The sequence below is a fragment of the Burkholderia sola genome (genome assembly GCF_905400185.1).
GTDB lineage: Bacteria > Pseudomonadota > Gammaproteobacteria > Burkholderiales > Burkholderiaceae > Burkholderia > Burkholderia sola.
Genome location: NZ_FR989675.1, coordinates 2673117 through 2685954, shown reverse-complemented (window position 1 = coordinate 2685954; position 12838 = coordinate 2673117). Strand labels below are relative to the sequence as shown.

At 63.1% G+C, this 12838-nt stretch carries 16 protein-coding genes and 1 tRNA gene; 11 read left to right on the top strand and 6 right to left on the bottom strand.

Annotation, left to right across the window (positions count from 1 at the left end; translation table 11 throughout):
- Positions 1 to 98: 98 nt before the first annotated feature.
- The gene (gene otsA, locus KR541_RS12380; RefSeq protein WP_050017464.1) at positions 99 to 1520 is read left to right on the top strand and encodes an alpha,alpha-trehalose-phosphate synthase (UDP-forming); all 1422 of its coding nucleotides are present in this window, start codon (positions 99 to 101) and stop codon (positions 1518 to 1520) included.
- A complete protein-coding gene (locus tag KR541_RS12375; RefSeq protein WP_216089566.1) occupies positions 1513 to 2106 on the top strand; it encodes an AAA family ATPase in 594 nt (197 codons plus the stop codon). The genes otsA and KR541_RS12375 overlap by 8 nt, the downstream gene beginning before the upstream one ends.
- 30 nt (positions 2107 to 2136) lie before the next feature.
- Here the strand turns inward: KR541_RS12375 and KR541_RS12370 are convergent, their stop codons facing one another.
- Both KR541_RS12370 and KR541_RS12365 read right to left on the bottom strand, forming a co-directional pair.
- Positions 2137 to 3504, bottom strand: coding sequence for an MFS transporter (locus tag KR541_RS12370; RefSeq protein WP_050017466.1), 1368 nt, complete (start codon positions 3502 to 3504; stop codon positions 2137 to 2139).
- Positions 3505 to 3686: 182 nt separating this feature from the next.
- On the bottom strand, positions 3687 to 4067 hold the full coding sequence (locus tag KR541_RS12365) for a DUF5594 family protein (RefSeq protein ID WP_050017467.1): 381 nt from the start codon (positions 4065 to 4067) through the stop codon (positions 3687 to 3689).
- Between the two features lie 117 nt (positions 4068 to 4184).
- Here KR541_RS12365 and KR541_RS12360 point away from each other — a divergent pair, with 117 nt between their 5' ends.
- Positions 4185 to 4586: a hypothetical protein gene (locus KR541_RS12360; protein WP_050017468.1), complete on the top strand. Its 402-nt coding sequence runs from the start codon at positions 4185 to 4187 to the stop codon at positions 4584 to 4586.
- 185 nt (positions 4587 to 4771) lie between these two features.
- Here the strand turns inward: KR541_RS12360 and KR541_RS12355 are convergent, their stop codons facing one another.
- A complete protein-coding gene (locus tag KR541_RS12355; protein WP_050017469.1) occupies positions 4772 to 5086 on the bottom strand; it encodes a hypothetical protein in 315 nt (104 codons plus the stop codon).
- 143 nt (positions 5087 to 5229) lie between these two features.
- Here KR541_RS12355 and eco point away from each other — a divergent pair, with 143 nt between their 5' ends.
- A complete protein-coding gene (gene eco / locus KR541_RS12350; protein WP_089488719.1) occupies positions 5230 to 5730 on the top strand; it encodes a serine protease inhibitor ecotin in 501 nt (166 codons plus the stop codon).
- A 30-nt stretch (positions 5731 to 5760) separates the two neighbouring features.
- Here the strand turns inward: eco and KR541_RS12345 are convergent, their stop codons facing one another.
- Positions 5761 to 6384, bottom strand: a complete 624-nt coding sequence (locus tag KR541_RS12345; protein WP_050017471.1) for a TetR/AcrR family transcriptional regulator — start codon at positions 6382 to 6384, stop codon at positions 5761 to 5763.
- A gap of 115 nt (positions 6385 to 6499) precedes the next feature.
- Here KR541_RS12345 and KR541_RS12340 point away from each other — a divergent pair, with 115 nt between their 5' ends.
- Positions 6500 to 7240: an SDR family NAD(P)-dependent oxidoreductase gene (locus tag KR541_RS12340; RefSeq protein ID WP_050017472.1), complete on the top strand. Its 741-nt coding sequence runs from the start codon at positions 6500 to 6502 to the stop codon at positions 7238 to 7240.
- 60 nt (positions 7241 to 7300) lie between these two features.
- Here the strand turns inward: KR541_RS12340 and KR541_RS12335 are convergent, their stop codons facing one another.
- Together KR541_RS12335 and KR541_RS12330 are read right to left on the bottom strand one after the other, a co-directional pair.
- Positions 7301 to 7633, bottom strand: a complete 333-nt coding sequence (locus KR541_RS12335) for a hypothetical protein (protein ID WP_216089565.1) — start codon at positions 7631 to 7633, stop codon at positions 7301 to 7303.
- 208 nt (positions 7634 to 7841) lie between these two features.
- Positions 7842 to 7918 (bottom strand) — tRNA-Met (locus KR541_RS12330).
- Between the two features lie 175 nt (positions 7919 to 8093).
- Here KR541_RS12330 and KR541_RS12325 point away from each other — a divergent pair.
- The 6 genes from KR541_RS12325 to KR541_RS12300 all read left to right on the top strand — a co-directional run bounded on the left by KR541_RS12325 (position 8094) and on the right by KR541_RS12300 (position 12816).
- Positions 8094 to 8675: an RNA polymerase sigma factor gene (locus KR541_RS12325; RefSeq protein ID WP_080334378.1), complete on the top strand. Its 582-nt coding sequence runs from the start codon at positions 8094 to 8096 to the stop codon at positions 8673 to 8675.
- 12 nt (positions 8676 to 8687) lie between these two features.
- The gene (locus KR541_RS12320; RefSeq protein ID WP_050017475.1) at positions 8688 to 8996 is read left to right on the top strand and encodes a hypothetical protein; all 309 of its coding nucleotides are present in this window, start codon (positions 8688 to 8690) and stop codon (positions 8994 to 8996) included.
- 2 nt (positions 8997 to 8998) lie between these two features.
- Positions 8999 to 9295, top strand: coding sequence for a 4Fe-4S binding protein (locus KR541_RS12315; RefSeq protein ID WP_080334379.1), 297 nt, complete (start codon positions 8999 to 9001; stop codon positions 9293 to 9295).
- Between the two features lie 106 nt (positions 9296 to 9401).
- Positions 9402 to 10118, top strand: a complete 717-nt coding sequence (locus KR541_RS12310; RefSeq protein ID WP_213345518.1) for an O-methyltransferase — start codon at positions 9402 to 9404, stop codon at positions 10116 to 10118.
- Positions 10119 to 10885: 767 nt separating this feature from the next.
- A complete protein-coding gene (locus tag KR541_RS12305) occupies positions 10886 to 11434 on the top strand; it encodes an SLATT domain-containing protein (protein WP_216089564.1) in 549 nt (182 codons plus the stop codon).
- An 11-nt stretch (positions 11435 to 11445) separates the two neighbouring features.
- Positions 11446 to 12816 (top strand): reverse transcriptase domain-containing protein, encoded by a 1371-nt coding sequence (locus tag KR541_RS12300; RefSeq protein WP_216089563.1) that lies wholly within the window; start codon positions 11446 to 11448, stop codon positions 12814 to 12816.
- The last annotated feature ends 22 nt before the right edge of the window (positions 12817 to 12838 follow it).

Here is a 12838-nt window from a genome sequence, read left to right as displayed (position 1 = left end):
TTCTCGGAACTGAGTCGCCGCGCGGCCGCCTTCGGGCCGCCGCGCCTGCTTTGGCGTGCGTCGCGCGCCAGCCAATCGAATCGAGGAGGGGAAGTCGCATGAGCAGATTGATCGTGGTATCGAATCGTGTCGCCGCCGGCGAGGACACGCGCCCAAGCGCGGGCGGCCTGGCCGTCGGCGTGATGGACGCGCTGAAGGAAACGGGCGGCGTCTGGTTCGGCTGGAACGGCGAGATCGTCGGGGCGCCGGATGCCGAGCCCGCGATCCAGCGGGACGGCAACGTGACGTATGCGACGGTCGGGCTGACCCGGCGCGACTACGACCAGTACTACCGCGGCTTCTCGAACGCGACGCTGTGGCCGGTGTTCCATTACCGCGGCGATCTCGCGCGCTTCGATCGGCAGGAGTACGCCGGTTATCTGCGCGTGAACGCGATGCTCGCGAAGCAGCTCGCCGCGCTGCTGCGTCCGGACGACCTGATCTGGGTGCACGACTACCACCTGCTGCCGTTCGCGCACTGCCTGCGCGAGCTCGGCGTGAAGAACCCGATCGGCTTCTTCCTGCACATCCCGTTTCCGTCGCCCGACATGCTGCGCCTCGTGCCGCCGCACGAGGAACTTGTGAAGTTCATGTGCGCGTACGACGTCGCGGGCTTCCAGACCGACGCCGACAAACAGGCGTTCACCGACTACATCGAGCGGCGCGGCATCGGCGCGGCGAGCGAGGACGGGATGCTGCACGCGCACGGCCGCGTCGTGAAGGTCGCGGCCTATCCGATCGGCGTGCATCCCGACGCGATCGCGCAGGCGGCCGTCCAGTACGGCACGCGCAAGCCGGTGAAGATGCTGCGCGAGGCGCTCGGCGACCGCAAGCTGGTGATGAGCGTCGACCGCCTCGATTACTCGAAGGGGCTCGTCGAGCGCTTCCAGTCGTTCGAACGGATGCTCGCGAATGCGCCGGGCTGGCAGGGGCGCGTGTCGCTGCTGCAGATCGCGCCGCCGACGCGTTCCGACGTGCAGACCTACCAGCACATCCGCGAAACGCTCGAAGGCGAGGCCGGCCGCATCAACGGCCGCTTCTCGCAACTCGACTGGACGCCGATCCAGTACCTGAACCGGAAGTACGAGCGCAACCTGCTGATGGCGTTCTTCCGGATGTCGCAGGTCGGCTACGTGACGCCGTTGCGCGACGGGATGAATCTCGTCGCGAAGGAATACGTCGCGTCGCAGGATCCGGCCGATCCGGGCGTGCTCGTGCTGTCGGAGTTCGCGGGCGCGGCAGCCGAGCTGACCGGCGCGCTGCTCGTCAATCCGTACGACCTGTCACAGATGGCCGAGGCGCTCGAACGTGCGCTATCGATGCCGCTCGCGGAGCGGCAGGCGCGTCATGAGGAGAATCTCGCGCGGTTGCGCGAGAACGACCTGTCGGTGTGGCGCGACACGTTCGTCGCCGACTTGCGCAGTGTCGCCGCGGCGGCGTCGGTCACGCAGCGCGCGGGCCGGCGGGTCGCGCATGCGTGAGTGCGCGCCGGGCGCCGGCAGCGACGAAGAAACGGCAGGCGATACGGCCGGCCGTTTCTTCGTCGTGACGGGCGGCCCCGGTTCGGGCAAGAGCACGTTGCTCGATGCGCTCGAGCGCGCCGGGTTCGCACGCTCGCAGGAAGCCGGACGCGGCGTGATCCGCGACCAGATGGCCGTCGACGGTCCAGCACTGCCGTGGCGCGACCCGGCAGCGTTCGCCGAGTTGATGCTGGGCTGGGAGATGCGGTCCTACCATCTCGCGCGGCAGGCGCGCGGGCCGGTGTTCTTCGACCGCGGCGTGCCGGACGTGATCGGCTATCTGAAGCTGACCGGATTGGCGGTACCCGTGCACGCGGAAGCCGCGGCGCGGCGTTTCCGCTATCACCGGCGCGTGTTCATCGCGCCGCCTTGGCCCGACATCTATGCGCAGGACGCCGAGCGTCGGCAGGATTTCGCGGAAGCGGTGCGCACCCATGACGCGATGGTCGAGTGCTATACGTCGTACGGCTATCGGTTGATCGAGTTGCCGCGCGTGAGCGTGAAGGCGCGCGTGCGCTTCGTGATGGACGCGCTCGACGCCGCATGACGCCCGACGCGGGTGCGGCGCACGACGATGTCAGGCCGCCGTGTCCGGCCGCGGCGACGCGATGCGCAGCAGGCTGACGACCGCGGCCACCGCCGCGAACACCGTGGCGACATAGAGTGCGATCGTCGGTCCGCGGTCGGGCGCGAGCCCGAAAATCAGCGCGACCAGCGCGGCGCCGAGCGTCTGACCGGTCAGGCGCGCGGTGCTCAGCATGCCGCCGGCGCCGCCGCTGCGCTCGCGCGGCGCCGACGACAGCATCGCGCGGTTGTTCGGCGACTGGAACAGCCCGAAGCCCGCGCCGCACAGCGCCATCCGCCACACGATGTCGACCGTGCCCGGGTGCGCGCCGATCGTCGCGAGCGACAGCAAGCCGGCGGCGAACAGCGCCAGCCCGATCCCGCCGAGGATGCCGGCCGAATAGCGGTCCGACAGCACGCCCGCGAGCGGCGCGGCGAACACGATCACGAGCGGCCACGGCGTCATGTAGAGGCCCGTCTCGACCTGCGAGAAACCGAGTGAATTCTGCAGCCAGAACGGCAGCGCGACGAACGCGAGCATCTGCGACGTGAACGACGCCGTCGACGTGTAGACCGACAGCGCGAACATCGGGATGCGCATCAGGTCGACCGGCAGCAGCGGCGCCGGCTGCGACAACTGGCGCTTCACGAAGAAGTAGCCGACTACGAATGCGACGGCCAGTTCGGCCGCGACGTACGCATGACTTTCGCCGTGACCGAGCCCGTCGACGGCCGTGATCAAGAGGCCGAACACGCAGGCGTTCATCAGCGCGCTCGCGAAGTCGTACGGCGCGTCGTGCAGCGGGTTGGCCGGCAGCGCGCGCACGCTGCCGAGCACGGCCGCGATGCCGATCGGCACGTTGACCGCGAACAGCCACGGCCACGACGCGAACGACAGGATCGCGGACGCGACCGTCGGCCCGATCGCCGACGACAGCGCGACCACCATCGCGTTGAGCGACAGCCCGCGCCCCAGCATCGACGACGGGTAGATCATTCGCACGAGCGCCGCGTTGACGCTCATGATGCCGGCCGCGCCGAACCCCTGGATCACGCGCATCACCGCCAGCATCGGCAGCGAGCCGGCGAGCGCGCAGCCCAGCGATGCCGCGGTGAACAACGCGAGGCCGGCGATGTAGACGCGGCGATAGCCGATGCGTTCGCCGAGCGACGCGAGCGGCAGCAGCGTGATCGTGACCGCGAGCTGGTACGCGTTGACGATCCAGATCGACGCGGCGTCGGACGCGTGCAGGTCGCGCGCGATGGTCGGCAATGCGACGTTCGCGATGGCGCCGTCGAGCACGGCGAGCGTGATGCCCAGGGCGACGCAGACGATCGCCCAGTAGCGTTGCGGAAGCGGCAGGCCGGTATCGGCGTTCATGACGGGAGCGAGAGCGTGGTTGTCCGCGCGCCCGCGGGCCGGTTGCGTGCGCAACCATGTGCAGGGGTGGCGGCGATGAACGGCCCGGCCGGCGCGGCTGCGCCGGAACGGGGCCGGTCGAGTGTATCACCGGGCCGCATCGCGCGACGCCAGGTCGCGCGGGGGCCTGCTGGCGCGCGCATTCAGCCTTCGAAGTCGAGGCCGCCGAGCCGCACGAGCGGGTCGGCCTGCGTGCGCGACGCGAGATCGATGTCGCGTGCGCTTTGCCATGCGCTCAGCTTTTTCGGCAACGCGGCGAGATAGTGCTCGAAGCGCTGCGGGCCGTCCGGCTCCATCAGCCGCTCGATTTCGTCGGTGTCCCAGGTCAGTTCCAGGTTCAGCGGATACACGAAGCCGCTCACGTGCTCGTGCGGCGCGCTGCGGATCTGCACGCGCGTCGGGTGCCCGTGCCCGCCATAGGGGACGACGTCGGTCTGAACGTGATCGGCGAAGAATGCGGCGATCGCCTGCGCGATGCGCGGTGCGAATTCGGTATCGAAACGGCGGGCGGTTTCGGGCTGCATGAAGGCGTCTCCTGTCTGCCGAAAATCGTAGCACGGCGACGACGCGTTTCGGCGCGAGCGATACCGGTAATCGCGCGTTACCACTTGCTGCATCTATTACGGCCGCGTCCCGCCACAATGCATCGCATCCAGTACCACTTCGCGTGGGAGTCCATCATGAAAAAGATTGCCGCAGTGTGTGTCCTTGCCGGTTCGCTCGCGGTCGCGGGCCCGGCGTCCGCTCACGGCCGCGATGGCGGCGCCGTCATCGGCGCATTGATCGGCGGCGCGGTGCTCGGCGCGATCGTGACGTCCGCGATGAATCCGCCCGTCGCGTATCAGGCGCCCGCGTACCAGGCGCCGGCCTATCAGCCGCCGACGTACTACCAGGCGCCCGCGTACCAGCAGCCTGCCTACCCGACCTATCAGCAGGCGCAGTACCAGGACGACGGCCCGAACTATTGCTACGACCGTTACCAGCGCGCGTACGTGTGCGGGGCGCCGGTGCAGGGCGGCTACGCGCGGCCTGCCGGCTGGTGAGCGCGCGCGGGTTTCGGGCCGGTTGGCCGTTACCCGTCGATGCTCGCTTCGCCGGGCCGGACGACGAAAGGCCCTCGCTCGATGCGAGGGCCTTTGTCTTTTTGTGCGGCCGGTTCGTTGGCCGGAGCGATGCGCCGCCGGCCTTCGGCGCGCCGTGCGCGGATACAAACGGTTGCAATTGCGCGTCAGTGGCGATGACCGCCGCCACCGCCGCCTTCGTTCCAGTCGCCGCGGTGTCCGCCGCCGCGGCCCCAGCCGTTGCCGCGGTTGCCGCGATCACCGCGATCGCCGTCCCAGCGATGGTAGTCGCGGCGGCCGCGATCCCAGTCGCGTCCGCCGCCACCGCCCCAGATATTGACCGTGCCGTACACGGGGGACGGCGCGTACGCATAGCCGGGATCGGAATAGTAAGGCTGCCCGTAGCCGTATCCGGCGTCCGGGGCGACGACGCAGCCGGCCAGCAGGGTGGCGACGCCGGCGGCAGCAATGAGCTTCAGCATGATGTTCTCCGTTGGTTCCGCTATAAGTACCGCGCCCGGGGATTGCCGGCTGTTTGCAATTGTGTCGCCAAATTACAGCCTCGTAAGGTCGTGTGACGAAAGTGTTAGCATCGGGGGCTCATTTGTTTTTCAGGAGCTCATCAATGAAATTCGCGATCCGGGCCGCGCTGGCCGCCTTCTGCGTGACAACCGCCGCCGCATGCGCGGCCGCGCCGGCCTCCGCGCCCGCCGTGTCGGCCGAGTCGATCAAGATGTTTCCGCAGGCGGCGACCGGCCAGCAGCGCGTCGTGATCGCGCTGCCCGCGCTCGAGAACGAGGGTGATGCGCGCGTCGAGCTGATGATCGGCAAGACGCTGCAGACCGACTGCAACCAGCAGTGGTTCGGCGGCGAGCTGACTGCCGAGGACGTGAAGGGCTGGGGCTATACGTACTACCGGCTCACCGACGTGAAGGGGCCGGCGTCGACACTGATGGCGTGCCCGGGCCAGGCGCCGCAGCAACGGTTCGTGCAGGTGCGCAGTGACGGTCAACTGCTGCGCTACAACAGCCGCCTGCCGCTCGTCGTCTATGTACCGGACGGCTTCGACGTGCGCTATCGCGTGTGGCATGCGTCGAAAGACGTGCAGCAAGCGGCGAAGCAGTAATCTTTCCTTTCGGCGGTGTCCTGCCGCTACCTATACACCGGCCGCGCTGCTCGTGCCGACGAGCGCCGGCCATGCGGCCAGCGCGGCCTGTGCGACGGCCTCCAGATCGCGGCGGCTCGCGCCGTCGCGCGCCTGGATCGACATGCCCTGCTGGACCGTCACGTAGTAGCGCGCGATCGCGTCGAGGTTCGCGTGCGTTGATATTTCGCCTGCCGCGACGCCTTGCACGAGGCGTTCCCGCAGCGCGTCGACCGTGCCCTCGCGCATCGCGATCAACGTTTGCCGGACCATATCGGAACGTTCGGCCGGATGCAGCGCCGACAGCACGATCAGGCAGCCGGCCGGCTTCGAGCGCCGCGTGAACACGCGTGCGGTATCCATCAGGTAACTCTGCACGGCGTCGCGCGCGCTGGCCGCCCGTTCGACACCGCCCCAGATTTCTCGCCCCTCGGTTGCGCGGTAATGCTCGAGCGCTTGCCGGAACAACGCTTCCTTGCTGCCGAAGGCCGCATACAGGCTCGGCGACGCGATGCCCATCGCGGCCGTCAGGTCCGTCATCGACGCGCCTTCGTAGCCGAGACGCCAGAACACCTCCATCGCGCGATCCAGCGCCGCTTCCTTGTCGAAGCTTCTCGGTCGGCCTCGTTCAGCCATTGCGTCCGTTCCTTCGTCGATATCTGTATCGATCGATAAAATAAATCAATTGACTGTGCGGCGCAACTTCCCACATTCTGTGTCGGTTGTTACATAAATAAGGAAAGGAACCGACATGAATCGACTCCAGGGCAAGCGTGCACTCATCACGGGCGGCAGCCGCGGCATCGGCGCGGCGATCGCGAAACGGCTGGCGGCTGACGGCGCGGACGTGGCGATCACGTATGAAAAATCGGCCGAGCGGGCGCAGGCCGTCGTCGCCGGCATCGAGGCGTTGGGCCGTCGCGCCATCGCGATCCAGGCCGACAGCGCGGATCCGGTGGCCGTGCGCAACGCGGTCGATCGTGCCGCGGAGACGTTCGGCGGCCTGGACATTCTCGTCAACAACGCGGGGATTTTCCGGGCCGGCGCGCTGGACGACCTCACGCTCGACGATATCGACGCGACGCTGAACGTGAACGTGCGCGCGGTGATCGTCGCGTCGCAGGCGGCGGCGCGGCATCTCGCGGAAGGCGGGCGCATCGTGTCGACCGGCAGTTGCCTCGCGACACGCGTGCCCGATGCGGGGATGAGCCTCTATGCGGCGAGCAAGGCCGCACTCATCGGCTGGACGCAGGGGCTCGCGCGCGATCTCGGCTCGCGCGGCATCACGGTCAACATCGTGCATCCGGGTTCCACCGATACCGATATGAACCCCGCCGATGGCGAGCATGCCGATGCGCAACGTTCGCGGATGGCGATTCAGCAGTACGGCAAGGCCGACGACGTGGCTGCGCTCGTGGCGTTCGTCGTCGGGCCGGAAGGGCGGTCGATCAATGGGACCGGGTTGACGATCGACGGCGGCGCGAACGCGTAAAGACCGATGCCCGGCGTGAGTAGGCCGGGTAACGGCGCGCTCGTTGTTCGTCGTGGTTCGTTATTGGCAGCCGAGGCGCACGTGCTCGGCTTCCAGGTCGGCCCGTTTGTCGTACGCGTGCAGTTCGTTGCGCGGCTTGCCGTCCGGGCCCATGCCGCGCACGACTCGGTGGCCGCGGTCGGGCGAGTGCGTGAGCGCATCGATGCCGACGGCCAGTTCCCGGCACCGCGCGTCGGGAGAGGTGCTTTCCGGGCGAGGGGCTGCCGAGGCAGTGACGTTGGCGATGCCCGGGCTGACGTAGCGTTGCTTGGCAGGCGCCGTGCCGGTGTCGGCGGCGTTGGCCGTGGCGGTTATCGCTGAAAGCGCGGCGAGCGCCGCGATCGTTCGAATCATTCGAGAAGTCCGTGTGCTGAACCGAAGAAGGTTCGGAATTCTACGCAATGTTCGCTGCATGTCCTCGGAGAATGGACGAGGTGCGATCGCGTGTCGCACGTCGCGGTGAACGGTCGACTACCCATCTTCGTGTGCTGCGCCGCATGCGCGGCAATATCCCCCAGACAGCAAAAAGCCCGCTTGCTTTCGCAAAGCGGGCTTCGGCATTTGGTTGCGGGGGTAGGATTTGAACCTACGACCTTCGGGTTATGAGCCCGACGAGCTGCCAGACTGCTCCACCCCGCGGCGCGAAGTGTACTTCGGGTTGAGGCTTAGAGTCAATCGATTCGTGCGGCGGCAGTCCCGGTGCCATATCGGGCCTGTTCCTTGAAGCCACTGCAACGCAGTGAAGCCGACGCGTATAGCCGGAAATTTTCCACATTCGCCACAATATTCGCGCGCCTGAAACGTCTTCAGACGCATGGAACCGCCACCCACTTCGCAAACGATGACCGACCCAGACCGCGACATCACCGCGACAGTGATGCGTGAACGAACGAGGCTAGGGAATTTCATTCGGCGTCGGATTCGCGACCCGGACGATGCCGAGGACGTTCTGCAGGATGTGCTTCACGAATTCGTGCAGGCTTATCGGCTTCCGGCGCCAATCGAACAGGCGAGCGCGTGGCTGTTCCGTACCGCGCGTAATCGCATCATCGATCGTTTTCGCAAGAGGAAGGAGCAGCCGCTGGCCGATCTGCTCGATGCCGACGACGACGCGGACAGCGAGTATCGCCTGGATCTCGCGCTACCGTCGCACGATGCTGGTCCTGAAGCGCTCTACGCTCGCACGCTGTTGCTCAAGGCGTTGCAGGATGCGCTCGACGAACTGCCGGCGAATCAACGCGAGGTTTTTATCGCGCACGAACTGGAAGGGCGGTCCTTCAAGGAGATGGCCGCGGAAAGCGGCGTCACGCTCAATACGCTGCTCGCGCGCAAACGATATGCGGTTCTGCATCTGCGTGCGCGACTGCAACCGATTTATGACGAACTGGATATCTAGAGGAGTCGACGGATGAATTTTCGAATCAGATGTGCGGGCAAGGCGCTGCTCGTGGTGGTCGCCATCGGCGTGCTCGGGTGGGTCGTCATGATGCTGTGGAACTCGGTGATGCCGGGGTTATTCGTCGGTGCCCGGACGATTGATTTCGCCCATGCGCTGGGCTTGCTCGTATTGAGCCGCATCCTGTTCGGCGGATTCCGCGGACACCGCGGCTGGCACGGCCGGCGTCACTGGCGGAAGTGGGAAGCCATGACGCCCGAAGAACGCGAGCAATTCCGGGCCGCATGGCGATCGCGCGGCAAGCGGCCTACCGAGGAGTGAACATGCGCGAGAAATCAACAGTCGACTGCAAGCAGAAGGCGGGCGTGATTGCGCCGGTCGTCAATCTGAAACGTTGCGAAGGGAAGGGGGATTGCGTGACCGTTTGCCCTGAAGACGTGTTCGAGATCCATCGCATCGATCAGGCCGATTATCTCGATCTTGGTTTGATGCATCGGTTGAAGCTGCGCGTGCATGGGATGAAAGTCGCATACACGCCGAATGCGGACGCGTGCAGATCATGCGGGCTTTGCGTGACGGCATGTCCCGAACGCGCGATCACGCTTGCTCGAAGGGCATAGCGTCGCTCGTGCTTGCCGATGATGGAGCGGCGCAGCAGCAGGCCTGATGGCAGATGGCTGCTGCCGGATACGCCGTCTACGTGATCAAACTCATCAAGGAACGCACTTGGTTTCTACCACCAACGCTCTTTTGCAACGGCTTCATGAAGAGAGCCAGAGCGAAATCATCGCCCGCGCACGCGCGCAGTTCCAGGGGCCGAACGAGGCGTTTCCGACGCTCGTCGACGAATACGAAGCACTCGCGCCGAGGCTGCGTGGGCGTTTTCTCGAAACGTTCGGCCTGTTCACCGAAGATTTCGAGTCCTCGGGAGGCAGTGCTTTATCGTTGGCCGTGTCGGCGGAAACGGGAAGGTTCCTGCGCAACATGGTGCTGGCGCAACGGCCGACCAGAATCCTCGAACTCGGCAGTTCCTGCGGCGTGTCGACTTTGTATTTCGCCGACGCGCTGCGTACGTTCGGCCGTGGCGTCGTCATCGCGACCGAAGGCGATGCGCTCAAGTGCACGCGTTTGCGGGCTCACGTCGAAGCAGCGGGCCTGGACGACTATGTCGACTTGCGCGAGGGCGATGTATTCGAGACGGTTGCCGAATTGGACGGTGCCGTCGACATGGTGTTTATCGACGTATGGGCCGACGCCTATCTGAATCTGTTCAAGCAGATCGAGCGCTTGCTACGGCCGGGGGCGGTTGTACTGGCCGACAACATGTACACGGCCGAGGACGCCGTTCGACCGTACAAGCACTACCTCGACGCGGATCCGCGGTTTTCGACCACGACGCTGGATTTTGAGTCGGGGGTGGAGTTTACGGTTGTTGTTGCTTGAGGGGGAGTTCTTGTGAATCTGAGGGGCACAGAGCATGATTGGTCCCCCGACAGAATTCATATCTCTAGGCTGTATGTGCTGTTTGGGCGTGGATATTTCATAGATACCAACAGAAATACCAACAGGCACATCGGCATAGGTTCGATCAGTTGGAGGGGGACGCTATGCGTAACCTTGTCGGGTCGCCGGAAGCAAAAATATCTGGAGATTTGGAGATAGATACTCGTTTCGGCCTGTGAGCCTTGTCTGGCAAGGCCGTGGTTATCTCCAAGTCTATCTCCAAAGTACTTGTTTTCTTGGAGACAACGTTGGAGACAGGTGGGGCGAACACATTGCATTTGCACGGCGACTTAGCGGGTCGCTCCGCCGTCTGGGACGCTGCGCGCAAAGAGACTCGCCGCGCCGCCGCACTCCCGCCGCTCGTCGATGCCGACAGATTTGTATCTGAAGGCTCGGTTGCTGCTCGGGACGTCGTTCGATGGGCGAACTACTGGCCGAATGACTTTGGCGCTCGACCCCCGATGCCGCCCAGAGTGTATGGTCAACGCGGTCTATGGTGAGAACGCGCCCTTGCTGTAATATGTGCGCGGGGGAATGGGTTTTTCCTCGCACTGTTGGTGCGGGAGGCTCTAATAAAGAACGGCTCGCCGTTGTCGCGTAGCAGGATTGCGACTGACCCTTCAATAGGGTGTATTACTATTTCTTGATGTCTCATTCCCCCACCCATAAGACGCATAAACATACCTACTGCTGGGGCTCGGGGAATCGTGAACGACAAGATTTGGTTCACATACAAGGCAAGAATCTGCACGCAAAAGCGATTGGCAAGGAACGACTTTCATAGTCAAACCCTGCTCGTTTGGTACGCTTTTTCGGGGACTGTGCTCGGGATCGTGTCGATAAGGTTCCCGCATATCTTGGGTGCAAATACCGATATCATTTCGGCTATCTTTTCTGCAGCTTTGCTGGCCGTTTCAATGCTCGTCACGGGGCGTGATTTCCGGGGGCGCTCACTGGAGATGCGGCGAAATTATCTTGCATTGCAATATCTCTACCACGGCGCAATAGCGTCGCCGCCGGCTCTGAGCGGCGATGAGTTGCGTCGCGAATACGAGAAATTGCTGGACTCTGCAGAGAATCACACGACGCTTGATGACATATGTGCGAGAGTCTTTGGTGCCGGAAAGCTAACTTCGCGTACCCCCACGAGAGCGGAGAAGGCAATGGGCTATGCGTATATGGCAATTAGATTTGTTGTGCTGTTTGTTCTCTATTCGCTACCGATCGCGATGGTCGTGTTTTCGCTCATTCGCTGAAATTGCGCAATATGTCGGCTGCCAAAGAATTTAGACGGATATTTTCGCTGAAAAATCTCCGGTCTATCTATGATGAAAAGATACACGATTCGAATGCGATTGGCATTGATCGTACTCCGCCGAGAGCGCTAAGGAAGCGTCTAAAGGAGGAGTTGTCGATTATTTGTAATAAGGCGCGTGGTGGAAGCTATAGGTACACGCCATATAAGGAAAAGTTGCTTTCTAAGGGGGCTGCAAGCCTGCCGCGCGTTATATCAATTCCTACGGCTCGTGACAGGATAACGTTGCGTGCGCTGTCTGAGTTGTTGTCTTCGGTGTTTCCCGATGCCGTAATGGAGATTCCGCAGGTTAAGATTGATAGACTTAATAAGTCGCTTTCTTCTGGATTGTATTGCGAATTTGTGAAAATAGATTTGCGGCAATTCTACCCATCGATTCCGCACGATGCTCTTTTAAAGAAGCTTCGTTCGAAAATCCGTAAGCCTGAAATTCTTTCTTTGATTGCTGGTGCTATTTCAACACCAACAGTCCCGGAGAAGCGTGGGGGGCGTGACGCGAAGCCGAGTGCCGTCGGTGTGCCTCAAGGATTGGCGATTTCCAACATGCTGGCTGAGATTTTCCTTTTGGAATTCGATAGGAGTATGTTGAAATTAAGTGGAATCGCTTACGAGCGTTACGTGGACGACATTTTGGTGTTGTGTTCCGCGGGGAGTGCCGCAAAGCTTGCTGCTGAGATGATAAGTCATCTCGAAAGTATTGGGCTGAATCCGCATAAGCTTGAGGATGACGGATCGAAAACAAAGTGTGGTGAGATTGGCGAGGAATTTGACTTTCTTGGGTATAAATCTCACGGAAACAGGCTGGTGATTCGCCGGCAGAGCATCCACAAATTTGAGGCGTCGCTCGCCGGAATATTCACAGCGTATCGGCACAAATTGCTCGCTGCTAGGAGCGTGGCTGATAAGGATCGGGCTCTCGGAATTTGCGAGTGGCGTCTCAATCTGCGCATAACAGGCTGCATTTTTCAGGGTCGGCGACTCGGTTGGGTATTCTATTTTTCCCAGATTACGGATACGGCGCCGTTGCGAGCTGTCGACAATACAATTGCGAGTCTATTGCGTCGTTTCTCGCTCAACGGAAAGATAAAGATTAAGCGCCTTTTGAAAACGCTGTACGAGAGCCGGAGGACTGACAAGGGCGAGCATCGGTATATTCCGAATTTCGACAATATGAGTGTTGCTGAGCAACGAAAAATACTGGCCACGTTGCTTGGCGGTGACAAAGTCATTGGTTTATCCGATGAGCGGGTGTCACAGTTGTTCCAGATGAGAATCGGCGCAGCCGTTCGCGAACTTGAAGCCGACCTTGCCGCAACGTCGTAGACCTTCTCGACTTAAGATTCGC

What these genes read in the sequence shown, in the direction of transcription:
- KR541_RS12335 (WP_216089565.1), bottom strand. Translation starts at nt 7,633, where the DNA reads ATGATTCGAACGATCGCGGCGCTCGCCGCGCTTTCAGCGATAACCGCC.
- KR541_RS12315 (WP_080334379.1), top strand. Translation starts at nt 8,999, where the DNA reads ATGCGCGAGAAATCAACAGTCGACTGCAAGCAGAAGGCGGGCGTGATT.
- KR541_RS12345 (WP_050017471.1), bottom strand. Translation starts at nt 6,384, where the DNA reads ATGGCTGAACGAGGCCGACCGAGAAGCTTCGACAAGGAAGCGGCGCTG.
- KR541_RS12340 (WP_050017472.1), top strand. Translation starts at nt 6,500, where the DNA reads ATGAATCGACTCCAGGGCAAGCGTGCACTCATCACGGGCGGCAGCCGC.
- eco (WP_089488719.1), top strand. Translation starts at nt 5,230, where the DNA reads ATGAAATTCGCGATCCGGGCCGCGCTGGCCGCCTTCTGCGTGACAACC.
- otsA (WP_050017464.1), top strand. Translation starts at nt 99, where the DNA reads ATGAGCAGATTGATCGTGGTATCGAATCGTGTCGCCGCCGGCGAGGAC.
- KR541_RS12300 (WP_216089563.1), top strand. Translation starts at nt 11,446, where the DNA reads ATGTCGGCTGCCAAAGAATTTAGACGGATATTTTCGCTGAAAAATCTC.
- KR541_RS12365 (WP_050017467.1), bottom strand. Translation starts at nt 4,067, where the DNA reads ATGCAGCCCGAAACCGCCCGCCGTTTCGATACCGAATTCGCACCGCGC.
- KR541_RS12375 (WP_216089566.1), top strand. Translation starts at nt 1,513, where the DNA reads ATGCGTGAGTGCGCGCCGGGCGCCGGCAGCGACGAAGAAACGGCAGGC.
- KR541_RS12370 (WP_050017466.1), bottom strand. Translation starts at nt 3,504, where the DNA reads ATGAACGCCGATACCGGCCTGCCGCTTCCGCAACGCTACTGGGCGATC.
- KR541_RS12325 (WP_080334378.1), top strand. Translation starts at nt 8,094, where the DNA reads ATGGAACCGCCACCCACTTCGCAAACGATGACCGACCCAGACCGCGAC.
- KR541_RS12355 (WP_050017469.1), bottom strand. Translation starts at nt 5,086, where the DNA reads ATGCTGAAGCTCATTGCTGCCGCCGGCGTCGCCACCCTGCTGGCCGGC.
- KR541_RS12360 (WP_050017468.1), top strand. Translation starts at nt 4,185, where the DNA reads ATGCATCGCATCCAGTACCACTTCGCGTGGGAGTCCATCATGAAAAAG.
- KR541_RS12320 (WP_050017475.1), top strand. Translation starts at nt 8,688, where the DNA reads ATGAATTTTCGAATCAGATGTGCGGGCAAGGCGCTGCTCGTGGTGGTC.